This window comes from Acidocella aromatica (assembly GCF_014201825.1).
In the GTDB taxonomy this organism is placed as follows: domain Bacteria; phylum Pseudomonadota; class Alphaproteobacteria; order Acetobacterales; family Acetobacteraceae; genus Acidocella; species Acidocella aromatica.
Genome location: NZ_JACHFJ010000004.1, coordinates 101,695 through 124,490 on the forward strand (window position 1 = coordinate 101,695; position 22,796 = coordinate 124,490).

A 22,796-nucleotide genomic window follows, 5' to 3' on the forward strand; every position below is an offset into this window, starting at 1 on the left:
GGGTTTGGGGCACTTTTTACAAAAAGCGCCCCAAGAGCTTCGCCTCGCTTTGCTCAGGCCAGTTCGGGCACCTGCTCGCGCTTCGGTGCCATCGCGGGGACAGGTTCCGCGCCGCGAATGATAAACTGCCCCACAAGCTGGGCCAGTTCCCGCGCTTCTTTTTCCAGCCCGTGGCTGGCGGCGGTGGTTTGCTCCACCATGGCGGCGTTCTGCTGGGTTACCTGATCCATCTGGTTCACGGCGGAGTTCACCTCCGAGAGTCCCGCAGCCTGTTCCCGCGCGGCGGCGGCGATGTCCGACACCAACCCGTTGAGTTGTGCCACATGCTCGGCGATGCGGGTGAGCGCTTTGCCGGTTTCCCCCACCAGCCGCACCCCGGTTTCCACTTGCTGGCCCGAGGCCGAGATGAGCTGTTTGATCTCCTTGGCGGCATCGGCCGAGCGCTGGGCCAGGGAGCGGACCTCGGTGGCCACCACGGCAAAGCCGCGCCCGGCATCGCCCGCGCGCGCCGCCTCTACCCCCGCGTTCAGCGCCAGTAGGTTGGTCTGGAAGGCGATCTCGTCGATGACGCCGATGATGTTGCCGATCTGCTTTGACGACGTCTCGATCCCGCTCATGGCCTCCACGGTTTCGCGCACAACCGCGCCGGAATGCTCGGCATCGGCCTTGGCGGTTTCGGCGGTCTTGCGGGCGCCGTCCGCGCTTTCGGCGGTTTTGCGGATGGTCGCGGTCACCTGGTCGAGCGCCGCGGCGGTCTGCTCCAGGCTGGCGGCCTGATGTTCGGTGCGGCGGGAGAGGTCGTCCGCCGCCTGAGTGATCTCCCCGGCGCCGCTGCGCACGCCGCTGGTGTTGTGGGCGATGGCGCGCATCGTTTCGTGCAGCTTGTCCATGGCGGCATTGAAGTCCTGACGCAGCTTCTCGTAGCCGCTGCCAAAGCCGGTGTTGAGGCGGATCATCAGGTCCCCGCCCGAGAGCCGCTCCAGCCCCGAGGCCAGCTCATGCACCACAAAGGCAAGTTCCTTGGCCGCCGCCTCGCGCTCGGCCTCGTTGCGTTTGCGCTCGTCTTCCAGGCGCTGGCTCTGGGCCTGGGCCTCGGCCTCCAGGCGTTGCTTCTCCTGCGCGTTCTCTTTAAACACCTGCACCGCGCGGGCCATGTCGCCGATCTCGTCGGCGCGTTGCAGCCCGGGGATGCTGCCGTGCAGCGCCCCGCCCGCCAGGCGGCGCATGGTGCCGGACAGCCCGTTCAGCAGGTCTTTCTGCCGCCCCATCACCCACACGGCCAAGGCCACATAGGCCGCCAGCAGCGGCGTGAAGATCTCGGCCAGCCCGAGCAGGTAGTTCAGCATGTCGGTACGGATTTCCGTGACATACACGCCCGTGCCGATGATCCAGCGCCATTGCGGCACCTCCACCGCCAGGGCGATCTTCGGCTCCGGCGGACCGCCCGCAATCTGGGGGAAGGCGTAGCTGTTATAGGCGGGCTGTCCGGCCATCGCGGCTTCGATCAGCGGCTTGAACACCGGGTGTCCGTCCGCATCGGCCAGGTTCATCTGGTTGGTGCCGTTCAGCGCAGGGTTCAGCTCTGAGAGGATGGTGCCATCCTCCCCCACCACGAAGATATAGTTTGAATTGTCGTAGCGTATGGCGGAAATCGCGGCCAGCGCCTTGCTCTGCGCCTCCTGCGTGGTCATCGCCCCGCTTTGCGCCTGGGCCACGTAGTAGCTGGTAATGGTGCGCGTGGTGTCCAGAATGTCCTGTAGCTCTTTTTTCTTGGCTCCAAGGTGCAGGTTGTAGCTGTGCAGCAGCGCCATGCCGGTGCCGGACGCCATGATCGCCAGCGCCATCAGGAAGATCAGGACGAACTGTTTGGTGATGGAAAGCTTATCCAATAACCGGCTCATGCAATGGGCTCCTGAACAACCAGATGTGTCTGGCAAAAGTCTTGTTTTGTAATGTGTTGGCGCATGTTGTGTGCTTGCGGCCGCACGCACCTCAAAATATGGCGTTGATATTTATGCTAAATTAACAGCGCTTTTATGAAGCTGTGCCGGGCAGGCGCGGCCAGCGCCTTGCCGGGGTGGGCACGCATTGCAGCACGAAGCGGTCAGCGACTTTTTGGCCCTGGTTCAACCGCGTCTTCGATTGCAGGAAGCTAACCGCGCCGGGCGCTGGCCAGCATCGCCTATTGCCGGATGTCAGCCAGTTCCAGCTTGGTCACGGTCACTTTGGCCACGCCGCTGCTAACCAGCCCCAACTGTTTCGCCGCGGCTTCGGAGAGGTCGATGATGCGGTGGCCGTGCGGCATGCAGTCATTCACTCGCACCACGATGGAGCGGCTATCGCCGATGAGTGAGACGCGCACCTGAGTGCCCATAGGGATGGAGGATGAGGCGGCGGTCAGCGTGTCGCGGGTGAAGGCCTCGCCCGTGCAGGTGCGGTGCAGGCCGGGGCCGGGGCGGTACCAGGAGGCCATGCCGACAACGGCGGGACCGGTGGCCTGATATTGCGGCGCGGGCGGGGTGAGTTGCACTAGCGCGGGGGCTGGGGCGGGCGCGGCAATAGTGGCCTGCGGGGCGGGCGCGGTGGCGCAGGCGGAAAGGCCACCGGAAAGAAGGGCGAGCGCCAGGAATGGCACAAGACGGGTCCTGCTCATTAAAACAGGCCGCCGGATTGTGTTGCGGGCTTGTCCATGCGGGGAGCGTAACCCGTATCTGATGCTCTTGCATAGCTTTGAGCCCTTGTTTTTAGCATTTTTCGCACAGTTTTCGCGCTCAGAGCGCGGTGGCGCTATGCGCCGGGCACGGCCCGCACGCGGCGTTGCAACTCCGGCAGCGCCGCCGCCACGGCTGGGGAGAGCGGCGCGCCATGGTCAAAACACACTCCTTCCACCGCGAAGACGAGCACGCGCGGCGGCAGTTCCCCCAGCGCGCGGGCCAGTTCCAGCGCGGCGGCGAGGCCGAAGCCGTGCGACGACACAGCCTCCAGCGCGGCGGGCAGCTGCGCGGCGGAGGCGTCGAATTCATGAATGCGCCCCGGCGTGCCGTTGGGGGCGGCGGCATCCAGGCAGATGAGCGTGGTCACGCCCGCGAGGTCGATCGTCAGCGGGTTTGCATGGGCCCCGCCCAACTGCGCGGTGGCGATAGGGCCGAGCGCGTCGTCCCCCCGGTCCGGGTTGCCGAAGCCAAGGATGAGCGTGGTCATGCCCGGCGCACGGAAAGGCGCAGGAAATGCGTGGCGCAGGAGATGCAGGGGTCGTGGTTGCGGATGGCGGCCTCGGCGGCGGCGCGGATGGCGTCATCCGGCGCGGCCAGCATGCCGCCCACCAGCGCCACGAGGTCTTCCTCGATGGCCGGCTGGTTCTGGGTGGTGGGGGCGACGATGCGCGCGGCCAGCACGCTGCCATCCCCGGCGAAATCGTAGCGGTGCCAGCAGATGCCGCGCGGGGCCTCGGTGCAGCCAAAGCCGGTGGCGGCGCGCGGGGTGAGCGGTTGGAAAGCTTCGGCGGGCGGGGTGTAGGCGGCGATGAGCCGCAAGGCTTCCTCGCAGGCGAAGAGCATTTCCAGGCAGCGGACCAGGATGCTCTTATACGGGTTGCGGCAGACCGGCCCCAGCCCGGCCTCCTCGGCCAGGGTCTTGGCGGTCTCGGGCAGCAGGTTGGAATTCAGCGCGTAACGCGCCAGCGGGCCGGTGAGATAAGCCCCGCCGTTCCGCCGCAGCGCGTGCAGGGCGGTGGAATGGGTGACCTGCCGTTCCTCGAATTCGGTCTCGAAATCGCCGATGTCGATGTCCAGCCCGCGCGACGAGGCCAGCCGCCCGGCGGTGATGGGATATTCGCCGCCATGGCGCAGGGCCACGAATTCATAGTCCCGCTCCACCTCCGGGAAGGGCAGGGCCGCCGCCCAGCGGAACAGGCGGATGGCGGTCTCCCGCCCTTCCTCAAGCGCTGGTGCCAGCGCCGCCAGTTCGGCGCGCGTGGGCAGGCGGAACACGCCGCCGGGCCGCAGATTCACCGGGTGGATTTCTCGTCCGCCGATGACACGCATTAGCGCGTTGCCGGTCTTTTTGAGTGCCAGCCCCGCGCGCACGATGCCGGGTTGCTCCCTGGCGAGCGCAATGCCGTCGGGCAGCCCGCAGAAATCGGGCGCGTGCAGCATGACCACATGCAGGGCATGGCTCTCGATCCACTCGCCGCAATACAGCAGCCGGCGTAAATCGCGCATCGCGGCGGGGATGTCCGCGCCAAAGGCGCGCTCGACCGCCTGTACCGCGCCCATCTGGTAGGCGATGGGGCAGATGCCGCAGATGCGCGCCGTGATGTCGGGGATTTCAGCGTAGTCGCGCCCGCGCAGCAGGGCCTCGAAGAAGCGGGGCGGCTCGAAGATGCGTAGATGCGCGGTTTTCAGCCCGCCGTTCTCGATCTCGATATCGAGCGCGCCCTCGCCCTCCACGCGGGTGAGCAGATCGACCTCAATCCGTCTTGTGCTCATTGGCCTCGCTCTCCCGCTTGAAAGCCGCCGCCCCGGCGTTGAAGTTGCGGAAGGCATGGACGATCTCACGCGGCGTCTGGCCAAGCGCCGTGAAGCGCGCGGCCAGGGCGGCGGTGTTGGGGGTTTCGGAGGGGCCGAAGCAGCCATAGCAGCCGCGCCGGTAGCTGGGGCACAGCGCGCCGCAGCCCGCATGCGTCACCGGCCCCAGGCAGGGCGTGCCTTGCACCAGCACGCACACCGTGCCGCGCGATTTGCACTCGATGCACACCGGGCGGGCGGGCAGCACCGGCGCGCGCCCAGCCAGCGTGGCGGCGATGAACTCCAGCAAACTCTCCTTGCTGATCGGGCAGCCGCGCAGTTCGGCATCCACCTTCACATGCGCCGCGATGGGGGTGGAGGTGGCAAGCGTCGAGATATAGTCGGGGTGCGGGTAGACGGCCCGCGTGTACTCGGCGGCATCCGCGAAATTGCGCAGCGCCTGGATGCCGCCTGCGGTGGCGCAGGCGCCGATGGTCACCAGCAGCCCGGCCTGTTTGCGGATCTCCTGGATGCGTTCAGCGTCCTGCGCGGTGGTGATGGAGCCTTCCACCAGCACGAGGTCGTAGGGGCCGGGGGCGAGCGTGCTGGAGGCCTCGGCGAAATGGGCGATCTCGACGGCATCGGTAATCGCCAGCAGCTCGTCCTCGCAGTCCAGCAGCGAGAGCTGGCAACCGTCGCAGGAGGCGAATTTGAACACGGCGAGGCGCAAGCGGGGCATGGCTACAGCTCCCTTACGGCCAAAGCGGGGGCGATACGGTCGTAGCGCATCACCGGGCCGTCCTTGCAGATGAAGGCGGCGCCGAATTGGCAATGGCCGCACAGGCCGATGGCGCATTTCATGTTGCGCTCCAGGGAGAGGTGGATGCGCTCGGCGGGCACCGCCATGCCGAGCAGGGCCTGGGCGGTGGCGCGCATCATCACCTCGGGGCCACAGATGAGGGCGGCGGTGTTCGCCGGGTCGAAATCCGCGCGGGGCAGAAGCAGCGGCACCACCCCGACATGGCCGTGCCACATGGCATCGGCCCGGTCCATGGTAACGGCCACGTACAGGTCGAGATTGGCGCGCCACTGGGCGATCTCGTGCGGGTACAGGATATCCGGCGGGGTGCGAGCGCCGATCAGCAGCGACAGCTTGCCGTAGCGCTCGCGGTGGGCGAGCAGATGGCGGATGGCAGGGCGCAGCGGGGCCAGGCCGAGCCCACCCGCGACGATGAGCACGTCGCGCCCTTGCGTCTCGGCCACTGGCCAGGCGGTGCCGAAGGGGCCGCGCAGCCCCAGGCTGGCCCCCGGGGGCAGGCGGGTCAGCGCGTGGCTGATGGCGCCGACATCGCGGATGGTGTGGATGAACGCCGCCTCAGTGGCGCCGGAGAGGGAGATGGCGGCCTCGCCCACGCCGGGCACGTAGAGCATGTTGAACTGCCCGGGCAGTATCGCGGGTAGCGCCCCGGCCTGCGGGGCGATGTTCAGCGTCACCGTGTCGCCCAGCTCCCGCCGCGCCGCGATGACGCGGTAGGGCGTGGGCACAAAGGCGCCGCGCTCAGTAATAGGGGCCGGCATAGACATCGAGCACCTGCAGCCGCGCCGCGTTCAGGCTCTGCACCAGCATGGGCAGGAAGCATTTCATCATGGCATAGCCGAAATCATGGTCGGTTTCGCATTTGCTGCGCAGGCAGGCGGCGTCGATCCCCAGGGCCAGTGTGGTTTCCACGGCCCTTATGTCGGCGCTCCAGCGGTAGGGCGGAATCAGCCAGGAGGCACCGGCGACATCGCCAGGGCCGAGTGTCTCCAGCACCACCGCGTGGCGGGCGGGCGGGGCGATCTCCAGCGCCGCGCGGCCCTGGCGGATGATGAAGAACTCGTTGGCGGGCAGGCCCTCGCGGCACAGATACTGCCCCGCCGTAAAGCGATGGTTGCGCGCGCAGCCCGTGAGCACCGCGAGATGCTCGGGCGCCAGCTCCGCAAATACGCGCTGCGTGCCGATGACGCGCTCAAGAGTTTCCATTCTGCGCCTCCCGCAGGGCCGTGGCCTCGGCCACGAGGTCGATGCCCGTGGGACACCAGGTGATGCAGCGCCCGCAGCCGACGCAGCCCATCGTGCCGAACTGCTCGACCCAGGTGGAGAGCTTGTGCGTCAGCCATTGGCGGTAGCGGGCGGCGGTGCTCTGCCGTACCGAGCCGCCATGCAGGTAGGAGAAGTCGAGCGTGAAGCAGGAGTCCCAGCTGCGCACGCGCTGGGCGTCGGCGGTGGTGAGGTCGGTATGGTCGGCCACCGTGGTGCAGAAGCAGGTGGGGCAGACCATGGTGCAGTTGCCGCAGGAGAGGCAGCGCTGCGCCACCTCCTGCCAGTGCGGATGGTTGGCGGCGGCGGCGAGCTGCGCGGGCAGGTTTTCGGTGTTCAGCGCGCGGGTCTGCGCGGCGGCGGTGTTTACGGTCACGGCTTCGGCGGCGGCAAGGTCGCCCGCGCTGGCGGGGCGGCTGGGCAGGGCGGCCAGCAGCGCCTCGCCCGCCTCGCTGCCCGCTTCGGCCAGGAACTCATGGCGGCCGTCCAGCAATTCGGTGAGTGCGATGTCGTACCCGGCCGCCGCCTTTGGCCCGGTATTCATGGAGGCGCAGAAGCAGGTGGGCGCGGCGGTGCCGCAATTCACCGCCACGATGAAGGCGTTCTCCCGCCGCGCGGCGTAGGCGGTGTCGGCGTAGGGGCCGTCGCGCAGCACCTTGTCCTGCACCGCGATCGCCGCCAACTCGCAGGCGCGCACGCCGATGAAGGCGTATGTCCGCTCCTCTGCCGGTGGGGGCAGGAAGTCCAGGCCGTCGGCCGTCTGGCGTGTGGTGAACAGCACCTCGCGCGGCGGGAGCAGGAATTGCTTCCAGGAATGCGGCCCCACGGCATAGCCGAACAAAGCGGCATCGGTGCGCGGCTCCAGCCGGTACTGGCCTGCCTCCTGGCGGTCGGTCCAGCCTGCGGGCAGATCGTCGAGGCGGGAAATTTCGTCGTATACGATGGCGCCGTCGCGCCGCACAGGGCCTAGCACCACGCGGGTGGCGGCCAGCGCCGAGATGAGGTCCTGCAGCGCCTCCGGCGCCAGAACTCGTATTGCCGCTGTCGCTTGTTGCATCAGCCGCCTCCGTTTTTCGCCCCCGGGCGGGAGGGCGACACAGACGTTACGCAGCCAGTTTAGCGCCGCAATGCCCGGCTGGCCAGAGATGTGAGCCGGTCCGGGCCCGGGTGGTATGATGGGAAAATGACACCGTCCCGTTCTGGTTTCGCGTAGTACGTCGAAGTGTGCCCTGGTTTCTGGTGTTTCGGGCCACGAAGACACAAGAATCGGAGCCCCAATGCTCATTCACTATGGCTGCGAAATATCCCTGACCTGCCCGCTTTCCCTGCGCGGGACCGCACGGCGGATCTGTGCACCCGGGAAACATTCAGCACCACTCCAGCGGGTCTGGTCACGCGATTTGTACGGCAATCTCTGCCGTCGCTTGGCCGAGCCTGCCGGAGACATCAAGATCCGAGGCGATGCGACGATTTATGACAGCGGCGTTCCCACGCCGGTCGTGCTTGGCGCGAAGGAGGTGGCGGTCGCCGCGCTGCCTGATTCCTGCCTGGTCTATCTTCTGGGGAGATTCTTTATCAGGCCGTGCCTTATGTCGGCATCGTCAAGGATTTCGACTTTCTGCACGCCACCAACGAGGTGCTGACCGAACGCGGCGTGCCCCTGCCGCTGCCCGGCCAGTCCACCACCACGCCGGAGACGCGCAGGGAGAAGGGGCTGGTGGTGCAGACCGCAGATCATCGGCAAGGATGTGGTGGAGCGGCTCTACGCTTCCGCGCCCGAGGGTATAGCGTGCTCGGCACGATCCGCGATACCGCCAAGGGTGCCGGTCTGCTCGGCCAATATCCGGCCTGGGAATAAGTATTACCCCTTGTAGCGCAGCGCCTCGACGAAAAGCGAGAATGCCGCCGAGGGCTGACGGCGGCTGGGGTAGTAAAGATGGTAGCCCGCGAAAGGCGGGCACCAATCCTCCAGCACACGCTCCAGGCGGCCCTGGGCAATGTAGGTTTCGGCGTGATCGGTTGTCACGCAGGCGAGGCCCATGCCGGATAGCGTGGCGCGCATGATCAGCCCGACATTGTTGAACGCCAGCTGTCCTTCCACGCGCACGCGCAGCTCACGGCCGTCTTTTTCAAACTCCCAGGCATAGAGCCCGCCCGCCGTGGGCAGGCGCATGTTGATGCAGTGGTGATGCGCCAGATCCTGCGGCGTGTGCGGTTTGCCGTGGCGTGCGAAATAGTCCGGCGCGCCAACCACGGCCATGCGCAGTTCCGGCCCGATCCGCACGGCCACCATGTCCTTGGCGATGGATTCGCCAAGCCGCACACCGGCGTCGAACCGCTCGGTGACGATGTCGGTCAAGCCGGAATTGATGTCGAGCTCGACATGAAGGTCCGGGTATTCTGGCAGCAGCTTTTCCAGCGCGGGCCAGAGTACGGTATGGGCGGCATGCTCCGAGGTGGTGATGCGGATATTGCCAGCCGGTTTTTCACGTAGACGGCTCAGCGCGTTCAGCTCTGTCCCGATGCTCCCCAGCGCCGGGCCGAGCGTTTTCAGCAGGCGCTCGCCAGCCTCGGTGGGGGCGACGCTGCGTGTGGTGCGGGTGAGCAGCCTGATCCCGAGCCTTGCCTCAAGTCTGCGGATGGTATGGCTCAACGCCGATTGCGAGGTGCCGAGCTTCGCCGCCGCGCGGGTGAAGTTCCGCTCCTCCGCCACCGTGAGAAAGGCGTTGAGATCAACGAGATCTTCCCGCTGCATTCATGAACCTCTGATATGACTTCAAGCTGATTATCCGATCTAATCCTGTTCCCGGCTGAGTGCCATACAAGATGCACCAGAAATTCCGGGAGAATTTGATCATGGACATTATGCGCAACGGTGGCACGGCCTCGCGGCCCGGTCCGGTCGATTATTTCACGGGAACGGTGCGCGTCGATGCGCCTTTCGCTGGCACCGATGGCGCGCGTGTCAGCGGCGCCACCGTCACCTTCGAGCCAGGTGCGCGCACAGCCTGGCACACCCATCCGCTGGGGCAGACGCTGATCGTCACCGCCGGGCTCGGCCGTGTGCAGAAAGAGGGCGAGCCGGTGCAGGAGATCCGCCCCGGCGATATCGTCTGGATCAAGCCCGGTGAAAAACACTGGCACGGCGCCGCGCCGCACTGCGCGATGACGCATATCGCCATCGCGGAAGCGCTGGATGGTTCAGTGGTCACCTGGATGGAACAGGTGAGCGACGCCGACTACACCGCCGCAATTTGATGGAGACCATGATGAAAACCAAAGGCTACGCCGCTTTCACCTGCGACACGCCGCTCGCGCCGTTCAGCTTCGAGCGCCGGGCTCCGCGCGAGAATGATATTGTCATGGAGATCCTCTATTGCGGCGTCTGCCATTCAGACCTGCACTGGGCCCACAATGACTGGGGCTGGACCTCATACCCGGTGGCGCCGGGGCACGAGATTGTCGGGCGTGTTATTGAAACCGGCAACGCCGTAACCCGCTACAAGGTGGGCGGTGCCGTGGCCGTGGGCTGCATGGTGGATAGCTGCCAGAGCTGTGACCAATGCCGGAAGGGGCTGGAACAGCTCTGCCGGGAGGGCAACACCGGCACTTATGGCGGGCGTGACCGCATCACCGGCGAACCTACCCAGGGTGGCTATTCCAAGTATTTGGTGGTGCGTGAGGAATTCGCCCTGCGCGTGCCGGAAGGGCTCGACCTCTCCCGTGCCGCGCCGCTGCTCTGCGCGGGCATCACCACCTATTCGCCGCTGCGCACCTGGAATGTGGGACCTGGCAGCCGCGTGGGCGTGGTGGGGCTTGGCGGGCTTGGCCATATGGCGGTGAAGCTTGCCGCGGGGATGGGCGCGGAAGTGACTGTGCTGAGCCGCCACCAGGGCAAGGAGGCCGACGCTTTGGCCCTGGGCGCGGCGCGGCTGCTGGTTTCCACCGACGCGGCGGCGATGGCCAAGGCGGCATCGGGTTTCGACCTCATTATCGACACCGTGCCGGTGAAGCACGACCTCAACCTCTATCTGCCGCTGCTGGATGTGGACGGCACGCTGGTGCTGGTCGGGCAGATCGGCCCAGTCGCGGAGCCAAGCACAGTGCCGTTGATCCTGGGCCGCCGCCGCATTACCGGGTCGCCTATCGGCGGCATCGCGGAGACGCAGGAGATGCTGGATTTCTGTGCACGCAAGAACATCCTGCCCGAGTGCGAGATGATCAACATCCAGGACATCAACACCGCCTTTGAGCGCATGGACCGTGCCGATGTGCGCTACCGCTTCGTCATCGACATGGCATCCCTCGATGCCTGACCTACAACCGGGCCGTGCAGTGCCGTGCTACGGCACCGCACGGCCCGCCCGTTACGGCCTGAGCGCCATCCGGCACGCCCCCCCGACGCGCCACCGCCAGCGCGGAGATGGAAGCTCAGAATTCCTGCGACGTGGGGCGGAAGAGGATCTCGTTCACATCCACCTCGTCAGGCTGAGAGATGGCGAAAGCCACCATACGGGCGAAGCTCTCGGCCGGAATGGCGCAGCTTTCGTAAAAGCTCCTGATCCCCGCCGCCACATCCGGTTCGGTGATGCTGTTGGGCAACTCGGATTCCACCGCACCCGGCGAAATGATCGTGGTGCGGATGTTGTAGGGCTTCACCTCCTGGCGCAGTCCTTCGGAGAGCATGCGCACCGCCGCCTTGGTGGCGGCATAGACCGAGCTTCCCGCCCGAACCTTGTGCCCGGCCACTGACGAGACGTTGATGATATGCCCGGATTTCCGCACCGTCATATGCGGCAGCGCGGCGGCGATGCCGTAGAGTACGCCTTTGAAGTTTACGTCGATCATCTGCTCCCATTCGGCGATTTTCAGCCGCTCGAGCGGGGAGTGCGGCATCACGCCGGCATTGTTGAGCAGAACATCCACGCGCCCGTGCAGGCTGACGGCCTGGTCAACCAGCGCCTTTACCTGGGCGGCTTCGGTGACATCGGTTTTGAGGCAGGAGGCCTGATCCTGCCCCAGCTCCCAGATCAGTGCTTCCAGCCGCTCAATGCGCCTTGCCCCCAGCATGAGCTTCGCGCCTAGCCCGGCAAGGTGCCGGGCTGTTGCCTCGCCCAGCCCTGAGCTGGCGCCCGTAATGACGACGATTTTGCCTTCGATGTTGTTGGTCATATGCGTGCGCTCTCAGCGCCCGGTGGTGGCGAGCAGATGAGCCGGGTAGCGCTCGCCCTCGATATGAATTTTGGCCGACGCCGTCTCGATCTCGGCAAGATCGGCGGGAAGCAGCGTCAGGTCGGCGGCGGCGAGGTTTTCTTCCAACCGATGCAGCTTGGTGGTGCCGGGGATAGGCACGATCCACGGCGCCTGGGCGAGCAGCCAGCCCAATGCCACCTGCGCGGCGGTGGCGTTGTGGCGCGCCGCGATGGCTTGGAGCAGATCGACCAGCGCCTGGTTGGCTTCCATCGCCTCTGGCGTGAAGCGGGGCAGCAGGCGGCGGAAATCATTTTCCATCAGCTTCGTGTCCTTGCCCATGGCGCCGGTGAGGAAGCCCTTGCCCAGCGGACTGTATGGCACGAGGCCGATACCCAGCTCCTTGCAAACCTCCAGAATACCGTTGCTCTCCACCCCGCGCGTCCAGAGTGAATATTCGTTTTGCAGCGCGCTCACTTTCTGCACGGCATGGGCCCGGCGGACGGTCGCCGCACCGGGTTCCGACAGGCCGAAATGCTTCACCTTGCCTGCGGCGATCAGCTCCTTCACCGTTCCGGCCACATCCTCGATGGGCACGTCCGGGTCCACCCGGTGCTGGTAGAACAGGTCGATGCGGTCGGTCCGCAGGCGCTTGAGCGAGGCTTCGCACACCGCGCGGATTTGCTCCGGCCGGCTGTTCATGCCGAACATCTTTCCGTCCACGATGTTGAACCCGAACTTGGTCGCGATCATCACCTTGTCACGTACCGGCGCCAGCGCCTCGCCCACCAGTTCCTCGTTGGTGTAGGGGCCGTAAACCTCGGCAGTGTCGAAGAAGGTGACGCCGCGTTCGGCGGCGGCGCGGATCAGGGCGATGGCCTCACTCTTCTCCAGCGTTGTGCCATAACCAAAATTCAGCCCCATGCAGCCGAAGCCAAGCGTTGAAACCTCAAGCCCGCTTTTGCCCAATTGCCGTGTTTGCATTGTCTTTCTCCTTGCAAAGGCGGCTGTCCCGCCGGCCAGATTAGTTGGATAGATTAATGGCCCGGCGCACGGTTGATTAGCCGCAACAAACAGCATGACGTGATGCGCAGCATTCATGAATGCGGCGGCTTGACCGTCAGAGTCGCTCAGCGCCGCACTCTGACAGTGGGGTTGAAGTTACCCTGGTTTGAGCAGCAGTTTTAAGCTTTTTTGGTATATGTCTGATGCGGCGATATCGAGCGGCGTACCCGCTGGAATTTTGACGATGGATGGTGGAGTTGGCGCGGTCTGGATGCACGCAGCAGCTCTGGCCGGGGTCAGCCGTCGGCGTCCGCCACTCCCGGGTCCATTCTCAGCGCAAATCAACAGTCAAGCCTATACGGCAGATCAACCCGGGAGGTTCAAGGCTCTCGGTGGCGGCGGATTACCTCAGCGTCGCCGTGCCCGCCAACGCCAAGCCGCTGTAGCAGCTGGTCACGGCCCATGACATCTGCCAGCGAGAAGCGCTCCAGCACGGCGAAAAACGCCTCCAGCGCCTGATCCAGCGGGTCGGGCAGGCCGCAAGCGCCATTGAGCTTGCACTCGGCGCAGCCGACGAGGTCGATCTCGCCCTCGGTATGGCGCAGCAGCCGGCCGATATTGATCTCACCGGCCGGCCGGGCCAGCCGGATGCCACCTGTGCGTCCGCGCAGCGACTGGAGATAGCCACTGCCCGCCAAGTCGCTGACCACCTTCATTAGGTGGTTTTGCGAAATGTCATAGGCGGTGGCGATCTCGCCGATTGAGCAAAGCCGGTCGGTATGGGCGGCAAGGTAGAGCAGCACGCGGATGGCGTAGTCAGAGAAGCGGGTCAGGCGCATTTCGCATCATCCTAAAACATGCATCCGTATTGCATGATATGTTTGTCTCCGATATATAGCATCTGTAATGCATGATTTGGAGTGCAATTCATGACAGACTCTGAGCCGGATCCGGCCCCACGGGGCGGCCAAAACGCCACGTAGTCCTTCCGCCTACCGCGCCGGACTCAGCGTCTCCCTCCCGAGGGAGGTGCACGGCGCAACACGTCACCAAACCACGAAAGACAGAAAATGCTTACACCGGAACAAACCGCCATTATCAAAGCCACCGTTCCTCTCCTGGAGACCGGCGGTGAGGCGCTGACCACGCATTTCTACAAGACCATGCTCAGCGAGTATGACGAGGTGCGCCCGCTCTTCAATCAGGCTCATCAGGCCAGCGGCTCCCAGCCCCGCGCCCTGGCCAACAGCGTGCTGCAATATGCGCGCCACATTGATAATCTCGGTGCGCTCGGCAATCTCCCGGCGCAGATCATCCAGAAGCATGTCGCGCTGCAGATCCAGCCCGAGCATTACCCCATCGTGGGCACGTGCCTGCTGCGCGCCATCCGCGAGGTGCTGGGTGCGGAAATCGCGACCGATGCGGTGATCGAGGCCTGGGGCGCGGCCTATTGGCAGCTCGCCAACATCCTCATCGGGGCCGAGAAGGCGGAGTATGACCGTCTGGCAACGGCACCCGGCGGCTGGCGCGGCGCACGGCAGTTCCGCGTGGCCCGCAAGGTGGCCGAGAGCCAGGAGATCACCTCGTTCTACCTGGAGCCGGTGGATGGCGGCGCGGTGGTCGAGTATCTGCCGGGTCAGTATTTGGGCCTGCGCCTTGTCATTGATGGCCAGGAGGTGCGCCGCAACTACTCGCTCTCGCAGGCGGCGAATGGCAAAACCCTGCGCATCAGCGTGAAGCGCGAGAAGGGCGGGGTGGTCTCGAATTACCTGCACGACAAAGTGGCGGCGGGCGATGTCATCGACGTATTCCCGCCAGCCGGCGAGTTCACGCTTAAACCCGGCACATCCCCTCTGGTGCTCGTCAGTGGCGGTGTGGGCATCACCCCCACGTTGGCGATGGCCGAAGCCGCGTTGGCGGAAGGTAAGCGAGATGTCATCTTCGCCCATTATGCCCGCAATGGCGATGTCCATGCCTTCGGTGATCAGATCGGCGCCTGGGCCGAGGCCTATCCGCAGTTTCGCGCGCATGTGGTGTACGAGCAGGGGGGCAAGGAGGACGGCGCGTGGCCGACCAAGCTGGGCCGGCCCGAGATCGCGCATCTCGAGGAATGGTTGCCCGAGAGCCGTGATTGCGAAGCCTATTTCCTTGGCCCCAAGCCCTTCATGGCATTTATCCGCAAGAGCCTGTTGGCGCTGGGTCTGCCGCAGGAGCGCCTGCACTTCGAGTTCTTCGGCCCCGCCGAGGCGTTGAACTAAGCGCTTTCCCATATGCCGCCGTCCGTAGAGGGCGGCGGCATATTTTCTGCCCGGCGGGAGGCGGAGGTTGCGCCTGCACGGTCTGCGCCACTGCTACGCCGCGCCGTTCTAGCTTGAACCGTAACCGGCCCAGAAGACACGGGCATGCCAGACGCGGACGGCACCATCATCCAGACTGCGGCGCTGGCCGCGGCGGCCCTCAGTGGCTTAGAGGAGTGCCGTTAATGGGCTTGTGTCATGCGCGAGATACCGCCAAGTGACCCCGCAAACCAAGAGAGCGACGATGACGCCCTCCATGGGAGAACCAGTGCGGCATAGCGGCAATCCCCAGGTTTTTTGAAGCGGCCAGGCCAGCCTCAACCCTCGCGGTGTCAGCATGTCCGCCGCTAGGTGGGACAGGTAGCCAACGGCCAAGGCGGACACCTCCGCTTGCCGGTACCCTGAGTGCAGCAGCAGCGCCACCAGACCAACCACCGCGACAGCCGAGTGCGTTAAGCCACGGTGGCCCAGGATTGCGGCGATCGCCGTTGAAATCGGCCGGGCGCGCCGGCCAATCCAGGAGTTGGGGTGGTCCACGTCCGGCAGGAGCGATCCGCCCACGGCCAGTGCGAGATAAGCTGGATCGAAGGAGGAGAGGTGTAACAGGGGCGCCGCGGCGATCCACGCCGCAAGGCCGACAACGACATGGGATTTAACCATCATTCCACGTGGCTATACGCACCGCTTGAACGCGGCAAGACGCCGCCCCGCTGCTCGTGAATGCCTCGTCTTGGCCTTTCGCGGTGCCAAGCGGTAACCGCGCTAGGCAAGGCCAAGGCGTCCCCGGCCAAGCGCCTCTGCAAGAATGACTTGACAGCCCCCGCCCATGATGCTCGGCTCGGCCTCACCGAGGGGTGCTCCGAGACGGAGCTGAGACGTTGCCAGGGGCCCAAAGCCCGCCGCGACGGACCCTTTGAACCTGATCCGGTTAACACCGGCGGAGGGACGGGGGTTTTACACAGGAGCGTCCTGCGTACGTCCCGCTCTCCGTATGCAAAGGAGAGCGTGCATGACGGCCCAGACGGAACCCGCAAAAGTCACCACCGGCCCCATCCCCGGCTCGCGCCGGGTCTACGCCGCGCCGCCGGAACGGCCCGATATCGCCGTGCCTTTCCGCGAGGTGCTGCTGCACCCTAGCGCCAACGAGCCGCCGTTCCGGCTCTATGACACCTCCGGTCCCTATACCGATCCGGCGCTGCGGATCGATCTGAACGAGGGCGCGCCCTGGACCCGCGCCGCTTGGCTGGTGCGGCGGGGTTTCGCCAGCGTGCCGGGCCGCGCCGTGCGACCCGAGGATAACGGCTTTGCGAGCGCCGAGATGCTGGTGCCGCCTTGCCCGGCGCCGCATGACGTGCAGATGGGCCGCGAGGGCGCGCCGGTGACGCAATATGAATTCGCCCGCGCGGGGATCGTTACCGAGGAGATGATCTACGTCGCGCACCGGGAGAATCTCGGCCGTGTCCAGGCCGCCGAGGGGGCCTCGGAGCGTCTGGCCGATGGCGAGAGCTTCGGCGCCAGCATCCCCAGCTTCGTGACGCCGGAATTCGTGCGCGCGGAGATCGCCGCCGGGTGTGCGATCATCCCGGCCAACATCAACCACCCGGAGCTGGAGCCGATGATCATCGGACGCAATTTCCTGGTGAAGATCAACGCCAATATCGGCAATTCCGCCGTCACCTCATCGGCTGCCGAGGAGGTGGAGAAGCTGGTCTGGGCAATACGCTGGGGCGCGGATACGGTGATGGATCTCTCCACCGGGCGCAACATCCACAATATCCGTGACTGGATCTTGCGCAATTCGCCCGTGCCCATCGGCACCGTGCCGCTCTACCAAGCGCTGGAGAAAGTTGGCGGCGACGCAAGCAAACTCGACTGGGAGGTGTTCAGGGACACGCTGATCGAGCAGGCCGAGCAGGGGGTGGATTATTTCACCATCCATGCCGGGGTACGGCTTGCGCATATTCCGCTCACCGCCGATCGTGTCACCGGCATCGTCAGCCGCGGTGGTTCGATCATGGCGCAATGGTGCCTCGCGCATCACCGCGAGAGCTTTCTCTATGAGCATTTCAGCGAGATCTGCGACATCATGCGTAAATACGACGTCTCCTTCTCGCTAGGCGACGGTCTGCGCCCCGGCTCCAACGCCGATGCCAACGACGCCGCGCAATTCGCCGAGCTGGAGACGCTGGGCGAGCTGACACGCCTGGCCTGGGACAAAGGCTGCCAGGTGATGATCGAAGGCCCCGGCCATGTGCCTATGCACAAAATCAAGGCCAATATGGACAAGCAGCTCGCCACCTGCGGCGAGGCGCCCTTCTACACGCTGGGGCCGCTCACCACAGACATCGCGCCTGGGTACGACCACATCACCTCGGCCATAGGTGCGGCGATGATCGGTTGGTTCGGCACAGCCATGCTCTGCTACGTCACGCCCAAGGAACATCTTGGCCTGCCCAATCGTGAGGATGTGAAAACAGGCGTCATCACCTACAAACTCGCGGCCCACGCGGCGGACCTTGCCAAGGGGCACCCGGCCGCGCGGCTGCGCGATGACGCCATCTCCCGCGCACGTTTCGAATTCCGCTGGGAGGATCAGTTCAATCTCGGCCTGGATGCTGACACGGCGAGGGATTTCCATGACCAGACCCTGCCCAAGGAAGCCCACAAGACCGCGCATTTCTGCTCCATGTGCGGCCCCAAATTCTGCTCCATGAAGATCAGCCAGGACATCCGCGAGAAGGTGCGGCGGGAAGAGGGGATGTGCGAGATGAGCGCAGCCTTCAACGAAGGTGGCGGGAAGATTTACGTCGCCACCCCTTGAGGCTGGCCTCGAAGCCGGGGCGGCTTCATCGGCGGCAGGCCGGGCAGGTTCAGAGGAGGGCGCAGCGTGAAGATGCGCCCTCTGTAATCCGCGCGGCATCCGCCGCGTCATCCTGCCTCGAAGGCACGCGCACGCTTGGCTTCGCGGCAATGCCGGTCAGCTGTTTGCCCGTTTGAATGCCAGTAGCCGAGCCGTTAGGTCCTGCCGTATTTGTCCGTCCTGGGCATAGGTCAGGCTGCGCGCCTCCACGATGGCCCGGTCCGGCTTGGAGCGGGAGGGGGTGATGTTGATGATCCGGCTTCTGACATGCAGGATGTCGCCGGGGCGGGTTGGCTGTGGCCAGGTCACATTGGCGCCCGCACCGATAAGGCCCGAGGCGAAGGGCAGGCTCTGCACCAGCAGCCTCATGGTGATGGCTGTTGTATGCCACCCGCTGGCGGCCAGCCCCTGAAAGAACGAGGCCTGTGCGGCTTCGTCGTCGAGATGGAAGGGCTGAGGGTCGAACTGCGAGGCAAAAGCGATGATCTGTGCGGCATCGAGCTGGTGCTCGGCGCTGACGAACTCGTCTCCGACGGCAATATCGTCGAGATAGAGTTCGCGGGCGGCGTGATCAGACATCATGGACGCTCCTTTGGGGGTGGGATGACGTGGCGTTGTTCGGCGCGCAACAATCCGAGCAGCGTCGCGCAGATGCCGCGCAGCAACGTGCTGTCGCTAGCCACGCGCGCCTGCATCAGCGCGCCCTCATAGGCGCTGACGAAAAAGACGGCGAGTTCAAGCGCCCGGGGCGCGGGAATACCGGTGGCCTCAATGGTCCGTGCCACCTCGGCCTGCAGGGCGCGGAAGCCCTCGGCGAGGGCAGCGCGCAGTTCGGTTTGTTCGGCGTGCACCTCCAACGCCGTTGCCGCCAGCGGGCAGCCATATTCGAAGCCGCTGGCTTCCAGGCGCTGGCGCATGCCCTCAAGCCAGAGTTCCAGTGCCTCGATCGGATCGGCGCTTGCCGCGCGCTTGCGGGTGAGAGAGGCGGTGATACGCTCAATCGATAGTCTGATGGCGGCAATGGCAAGGCCAGTCTTGCCGTCGGCGAAGTGGTGATAAAGCACGCCTTTGGGAGCTTGTGCCCGTTCCAGGATCTCGTTCACGCCGACGCCGGCGAAGCCCTTGCGGGCCAGCGATGTGGCCATGGCATCGACGAGGCGTTCGCGGGTTGAACTCATGCGGTTTCTCTCTAGACCGGTCAGTCTAGGGTGGGCTAGCGTGGCGCCAACGTCAAGAGCGATTTGGAGGAGAGAAACGTGAGTGCTGAATTCATTGCCGAGAAGCTGGCGGCCGATCCGCGCATACTTGTCATCCGTTTGACGAGGCCGGAGAAAAAGAATGCCCTGACGGCCGCCATGTATCACGGCATGACGGAGGCGCTCGATGCGGCCAACGAAGATCCCGAGGTCCGTGCCGCCGTGTTTCTGGGATCGGAAGGTGCTTTCAGCGCGGGCAATGATCTTGCGGAATTCATCCACATCGCCTCGAACCCTGCCGCCGCCGGCGAGGCGCCGGCGGCGTTTTTCTTTCTCCAGGCTTTGGTCGGCTTTGACAAACCTCTTCTCGCGGGCATTGACGGTCTCGCTGTCGGGATCGGCACGACACTGAATTTCCATTGCGATCTCAGCATTGCCTCCAGCCGGTCGGTTTTTGCTACGCCTTTCGTCGATCTCGGATTGGTGCCCGAAGCGGCGTCGAGCCTGCTGGGGCCGCTGACCATGGGGCATCAACGCGCCTTTGCGCTGTTGGCTGCGGGCGAGAAGTTCTCAGCCCACGATGCCCAGCAGGCGGGGCTGGTCTGGAAAGTGACGGCGCCAGAGGATGTGGAGCGTGAGACGCTTGCCGCCGCCGCCAGGCTGGCGGCCAAACCACCCGAAGCCCTGGCCCTTACCCGCCGGCTTCTGCGCGGCGACAAGACCGCGGTGCTGAGCCGGATCGAAGAGGAAGGACGGCATTTCGTAGCTCGCTTGAAGTCGCAAGAAGCGATCGACGCTTTTCGCGCCTTCCAGAACCGGCGCAACTCCTGAGGGTGGCTTGAAGTCTTCGCGGCTGTTCGGTCGCGGAGCATCGTTGCATTAAGCCAAGAGCCCCCACCTTGCGCTACCTCAAGGCGGCATGCGTGTCGTTGTCATAATGACAACGATTGCCGCAGTGGGGGGCTAGCTGTTGCTTGGCAATTTCGCCGAGGCCCTGATTCTGATTGGCTTCGCCACGCTCAATGTCGTCATGGTCGTGGTCCAAGAAGAGCGTACGGAAACGGCGCTTGTAGCGCTACGTGAACTGGCCAGCTCGCAGGCGCTGGTCTGGCGCCTCCGCGTTGTGGGGCGTGCGTCAGTACGTAGGTTGCGCCAGTAGGTGGGTGATGTCCGGGGTGAATTCCCGCGCGGTCCGGCCTGCCCCGATCAGAGTCGCAGATGCCGCGCCGGTCCAGTTGCCATAGCCTGCAAGCCACAGGCGCGGCTCATGCAAGGCGCGCTGCTTGACCACCTCGACGCGCCCATCATCGCCAACAATGCCCAGCGGTTTGAGGTGCCCGGTTGCGGGCCTGTAGCCGGTGCACCAGATGACCGCATCAACGAGCGTTTCTGTTCCGTCCGGCCAGACCACCCCGGTTTTCGTGAAGCGTGAGAAGGGCCGCACAGAGGTCAGAACGCCACGGTCACGCGCCTCCTTTACCGGCGGTACCATGACAATGTCGCCAATTGTCGTGGTGGCGGCTGTGCCGAAATCGCCTTTTACGCGGGCACTGGCCCGCTCGAACAGCACGCGGCCATCGACATCATCGGGCAGAAAAACCGGCTCTGAGGTGGTTACCCAGCGCGTATCGGCAACCCAACTCAGCTCTGCCACAAGCTGCGCACCGGAATTGCCGCCGCCGACGATAAGGACGTGTTTGCCAGTGAAACGCTCTGGATTACGGTACTGTGCCGAGTGCAGCTGCTCGCCTTGAAACAGCGCGCGGTCTGGATAATCCGGAATGAAGGGGGCAGACCAGGTGCCGGTGGCGCTGACAACGGCACGCGCCGTGCGGCAGCTGCCATCGGCAAGGCTAAGGCGCAGCAGCGCACCATCGCGCGTAACGGCCTCCACCTTGGCGGGGCGCTCAACCGGGAAGCCGTAGCGGGCTTCGTAACGGGTCAGATAGTCTATGACCTCATCTCGCGTGGGGTAGTCCGCGCTCGCGCTGGCGGGCATGGGCCAACCTGGCAGCGAGCTGAAGGCGGCGGGTGAGAATAGGCGCAGGGAATTCCAGCCATGGATCCATGCTCCCCCGGGGGTTGTGCCAGCGTCAAAGAGCATGAAGTCCAGCCCGGCCCGGCGCAGGTAATAGGCTGTCGCCAAACCTGCTTGGCCACAGCCTATTATGATGACGCTGTGGTCCGGAATGCTCATGCTGTTCAAAATTTCCACATGGGTAGAGGCCTGGGGGGTGGATTATACGTGCTTAGCGGATGTTTCATGCCACTTATAGTGAGAGATCGAGCGACAAAATCGACCAAGCGGCTAGCTGTGCGGAACCGGTGTCTGCCAAAATGAAACCGGGGCCTCTCTCTGGGGTAGGTGTCACGCGATTAGGGGCGTTGATTGGGCTTTTGGCGGTGAAGACCGACGTCTTCTCGAAGGACATCACGGTTGAGATGCGAGTGTCCTTCGAGAGGGCCAAGGTCCGGTTCTTCCAGTGCCAGCATGAGGACCACATCGCCATGCTGGAGCGCGTGCTGCGCGAGAGCGGCACCGGCTGGACCGCTGATGCGTGCTTCGCGCAGGGGCGGGGCGTTCAGGCCCCGCTGCGCTCTGGTGGGTTATAGGGAGTCAGAAGCATGGCGCGCCGGGGAACGCCCGATGCGCCATGCAGCAGCATTTGTTTTTTTGTTGGGTTTCGGCCTTAGCCGGCTTACCAGCCGCCCATCATGCCCCGGCCGCCGTGCCGGGTGGCCAGACCAGGCAGAATCTCGCTGGCTTGGCCCTGCTGATACTGCGTCAGATGCGGCATGAGCGCATCAGCAGCGGCTTTCTTCTGGTCGTAACCCTGCTTCATCAGCGCGACCATCTTGGTCATGGTGTCGAAACGTTGATCGGGTGTCACCGCACCGCTGGCTGGCGGGTGCCACAACGACTTCACCCCGTCCGCGAAGCTCTGATCCGCCGCCGTCACTGCCGCCGCATAGGTGTTCCAGGCATCGGTTTCGCCGGCCGTGATGTTCAGCTCGTCTTTCAGCGCTGCCAGCCGGTCCGCGATCGAGACCGCCGGTCCGCCCCAATGGCCGGGTCCGGTGCCGGGACCACCCCAACCGCCCATCATACCGGGCCAGGGTTTTCCACCCCAACCGGGCATCATGCCGCCACCCATCATGCCAAGTCCGTCGCCCCAGCTGCCGCCCATCATGCCAGGGCCGTAGCCATAGCCTGCCGGTTCCTCCGGCTGGGCCGTGGGGGGGGATGCGGCGGTGCCTGATGCCTGCGCCAGGGCGGCCGGTGCCATGCCAGCAAAAGCCAGACCTGCTGCGACAAATGCAGCAAGGCCGTGTGATGTCTTGCCCATGAAATTCTCTCCTATGACTGCTGGCATAGCGCTGCACGAGAGGCTGGCAGCCTCATGCCGGTGGGAACAAAACACGGGCGGGAGGATGTGTCCTTGATTTCGCTCAACCCAGCTTCGGGCGGTGGGAACTAAGGAGCCTGCAACGGCCCGTGGTTCAGTGCGGGGGCGCTGAGCCGTCCAGAGGATGATGTTTCGTAGCCTATCGTGTTCCGTGCCGGTTTAGCCCGCGCGGTCTGACCTCCTGGGAAGGCAACCAGCCAGCGAAAGACGAACGGCCCGACCTGGGGCGGAAACAGCACCACCAGCCGCCATCGCT

General features: G+C 65.1%; 24 protein-coding genes and 1 riboswitch. Of the genes, 7 read left to right on the forward strand and 17 right to left on the reverse strand.

From position 1 onward, the window contains the following. Window positions 1-53: 53 nt before the first annotated feature. From HNP71_RS06685 to HNP71_RS06720, 8 genes are all read right to left on the reverse strand, one after another. On the reverse strand, window positions 54-1,901 hold the full coding sequence (locus HNP71_RS06685; RefSeq protein ID WP_183266113.1) for a methyl-accepting chemotaxis protein: 1,848 nt from the start codon (window positions 1,899-1,901) through the stop codon (window positions 54-56). 281 nt (window positions 1,902-2,182) lie between these two features. Further along, complete coding sequence (locus HNP71_RS06690; RefSeq protein ID WP_183266114.1) at window positions 2,183-2,653, reverse strand: septal ring lytic transglycosylase RlpA family protein; 471 nt, start codon at window positions 2,651-2,653, stop codon at window positions 2,183-2,185. 134 nt (window positions 2,654-2,787) lie between these two features. Beyond that, window positions 2,788-3,201: a hydrogenase maturation protease gene (locus HNP71_RS06695; RefSeq protein ID WP_183266115.1), complete on the reverse strand. Its 414-nt coding sequence runs from the start codon at window positions 3,199-3,201 to the stop codon at window positions 2,788-2,790. After that, complete coding sequence (locus tag HNP71_RS06700) at window positions 3,198-4,487, reverse strand: Ni/Fe hydrogenase subunit alpha (RefSeq protein WP_183266116.1); 1,290 nt, start codon at window positions 4,485-4,487, stop codon at window positions 3,198-3,200. The genes HNP71_RS06695 and HNP71_RS06700 overlap by 4 nt, the downstream gene beginning before the upstream one ends. Beyond that, a complete protein-coding gene (locus tag HNP71_RS06705) occupies window positions 4,468-5,244 on the reverse strand; it encodes an NADH-quinone oxidoreductase subunit B family protein (RefSeq protein WP_183266117.1) in 777 nt (258 codons plus the stop codon). Before HNP71_RS06705 ends, HNP71_RS06700 begins: the two co-directional genes overlap by 20 nt. Before the next feature lie 2 nt (window positions 5,245-5,246). After that, the gene (locus HNP71_RS06710) at window positions 5,247-6,083 is read right to left on the reverse strand and encodes an FAD/NAD(P)-binding protein (protein WP_221246666.1); all 837 of its coding nucleotides are present in this window, start codon (window positions 6,081-6,083) and stop codon (window positions 5,247-5,249) included. Continuing rightward, window positions 6,064-6,528: a cyclic nucleotide-binding domain-containing protein gene (locus HNP71_RS06715; protein WP_183266119.1), complete on the reverse strand. Its 465-nt coding sequence runs from the start codon at window positions 6,526-6,528 to the stop codon at window positions 6,064-6,066. The genes HNP71_RS06710 and HNP71_RS06715 overlap by 20 nt, the downstream gene beginning before the upstream one ends. Further along, on the reverse strand, window positions 6,515-7,642 hold the full coding sequence (locus HNP71_RS06720) for a 4Fe-4S dicluster domain-containing protein (RefSeq protein WP_183266120.1): 1,128 nt from the start codon (window positions 7,640-7,642) through the stop codon (window positions 6,515-6,517). Before HNP71_RS06720 ends, HNP71_RS06715 begins: the two co-directional genes overlap by 14 nt. Window positions 7,643-8,167: 525 nt before the next feature. Here HNP71_RS06720 and HNP71_RS14065 point away from each other — a divergent pair. After that, on the forward strand, window positions 8,168-8,443 hold the full coding sequence (locus HNP71_RS14065) for a hypothetical protein (RefSeq protein ID WP_221246667.1): 276 nt from the start codon (window positions 8,168-8,170) through the stop codon (window positions 8,441-8,443). Between the two features lie 3 nt (window positions 8,444-8,446). Here HNP71_RS14065 and HNP71_RS06730 read toward each other — a convergent pair whose 3' ends face one another. Continuing rightward, window positions 8,447-9,340, reverse strand: a complete 894-nt coding sequence (locus tag HNP71_RS06730; RefSeq protein ID WP_183266121.1) for a LysR family transcriptional regulator — start codon at window positions 9,338-9,340, stop codon at window positions 8,447-8,449. Window positions 9,341-9,441: 101 nt separating this feature from the next. Between HNP71_RS06730 and HNP71_RS06735 the strand changes: the two genes are divergently transcribed. Both HNP71_RS06735 and HNP71_RS06740 read left to right on the forward strand, forming a co-directional pair. Further along, entirely contained in the window at window positions 9,442-9,843 is a 402-nt protein-coding gene (locus HNP71_RS06735; RefSeq protein ID WP_183266122.1) for a (R)-mandelonitrile lyase, read from the forward strand. Between the two features lie 8 nt (window positions 9,844-9,851). Then, window positions 9,852-10,901 carry an NAD(P)-dependent alcohol dehydrogenase gene (locus tag HNP71_RS06740; protein ID WP_281376885.1) on the forward strand — a complete coding sequence of 350 codons (1,050 nt, stop codon included), beginning with the start codon at window positions 9,852-9,854 and terminating at the stop codon, window positions 10,899-10,901. A 115-nt stretch (window positions 10,902-11,016) separates the two neighbouring features. Here HNP71_RS06740 and HNP71_RS06745 read toward each other — a convergent pair whose 3' ends face one another. The 3 genes from HNP71_RS06745 to HNP71_RS06755 form a co-directional block, all read right to left on the reverse strand. Further along, complete coding sequence (locus tag HNP71_RS06745) at window positions 11,017-11,757, reverse strand: SDR family oxidoreductase (protein ID WP_183266123.1); 741 nt, start codon at window positions 11,755-11,757, stop codon at window positions 11,017-11,019. Between the two features lie 12 nt (window positions 11,758-11,769). Then, window positions 11,770-12,759: an aldo/keto reductase gene (locus HNP71_RS06750; RefSeq protein ID WP_183266124.1), complete on the reverse strand. Its 990-nt coding sequence runs from the start codon at window positions 12,757-12,759 to the stop codon at window positions 11,770-11,772. Between the two features lie 401 nt (window positions 12,760-13,160). After that, complete coding sequence (locus tag HNP71_RS06755) at window positions 13,161-13,619, reverse strand: RrF2 family transcriptional regulator (protein WP_183266125.1); 459 nt, start codon at window positions 13,617-13,619, stop codon at window positions 13,161-13,163. Between the two features lie 231 nt (window positions 13,620-13,850). Between HNP71_RS06755 and hmpA the strand changes: the two genes are divergently transcribed. After that, on the forward strand, window positions 13,851-15,038 hold the full coding sequence (gene hmpA / locus HNP71_RS06760) for an NO-inducible flavohemoprotein (protein WP_183266126.1): 1,188 nt from the start codon (window positions 13,851-13,853) through the stop codon (window positions 15,036-15,038). Window positions 15,039-15,245: 207 nt separating this feature from the next. Here the strand turns inward: hmpA and HNP71_RS06765 are convergent, their stop codons facing one another. Beyond that, window positions 15,246-15,740, reverse strand: a complete 495-nt coding sequence (locus tag HNP71_RS06765; RefSeq protein WP_183266127.1) for a metal-dependent hydrolase — start codon at window positions 15,738-15,740, stop codon at window positions 15,246-15,248. Between the two features lie 177 nt (window positions 15,741-15,917). Then, a riboswitch (TPP riboswitch) is annotated at window positions 15,918-16,040 on the forward strand. A gap of 46 nt (window positions 16,041-16,086) precedes the next feature. On the opposite strand from HNP71_RS06765, the gene thiC reads away from it, so the two are divergent. After that, entirely contained in the window at window positions 16,087-17,898 is a 1,812-nt protein-coding gene (thiC, locus tag HNP71_RS06770) for a phosphomethylpyrimidine synthase ThiC (RefSeq protein ID WP_183266128.1), read from the forward strand. Between the two features lie 156 nt (window positions 17,899-18,054). Here the strand turns inward: thiC and HNP71_RS06775 are convergent, their stop codons facing one another. Beyond that, window positions 18,055-18,519, reverse strand: coding sequence for a MaoC family dehydratase (locus HNP71_RS06775; protein WP_246344109.1), 465 nt, complete (start codon window positions 18,517-18,519; stop codon window positions 18,055-18,057). Then, window positions 18,516-19,115 (reverse strand): TetR/AcrR family transcriptional regulator, encoded by a 600-nt coding sequence (locus HNP71_RS06780; protein WP_183266129.1) that lies wholly within the window; start codon window positions 19,113-19,115, stop codon window positions 18,516-18,518. The genes HNP71_RS06775 and HNP71_RS06780 overlap by 4 nt, the downstream gene beginning before the upstream one ends. Window positions 19,116-19,193: 78 nt before the next feature. Here HNP71_RS06780 and HNP71_RS06785 point away from each other — a divergent pair, with 78 nt between their 5' ends. Further along, window positions 19,194-19,964: a crotonase/enoyl-CoA hydratase family protein gene (locus tag HNP71_RS06785; RefSeq protein WP_183266130.1), complete on the forward strand. Its 771-nt coding sequence runs from the start codon at window positions 19,194-19,196 to the stop codon at window positions 19,962-19,964. 304 nt (window positions 19,965-20,268) lie between these two features. Here the strand turns inward: HNP71_RS06785 and HNP71_RS06790 are convergent, their stop codons facing one another. After that, window positions 20,269-21,330 (reverse strand): ArsO family NAD(P)H-dependent flavin-containing monooxygenase, encoded by a 1,062-nt coding sequence (locus HNP71_RS06790; protein WP_183266131.1) that lies wholly within the window; start codon window positions 21,328-21,330, stop codon window positions 20,269-20,271. Window positions 21,331-21,536: 206 nt separating this feature from the next. On the opposite strand from HNP71_RS06790, the gene HNP71_RS06795 reads away from it, so the two are divergent. Beyond that, on the forward strand, window positions 21,537-21,746 hold the full coding sequence (locus HNP71_RS06795; RefSeq protein ID WP_183266132.1) for a hypothetical protein: 210 nt from the start codon (window positions 21,537-21,539) through the stop codon (window positions 21,744-21,746). 86 nt (window positions 21,747-21,832) lie between these two features. Here HNP71_RS06795 and HNP71_RS06800 read toward each other — a convergent pair whose 3' ends face one another. Further along, a complete protein-coding gene (locus tag HNP71_RS06800; RefSeq protein ID WP_221246668.1) occupies window positions 21,833-22,420 on the reverse strand; it encodes a Spy/CpxP family protein refolding chaperone in 588 nt (195 codons plus the stop codon). Window positions 22,421-22,796: the final 376 nt, after the last annotated feature.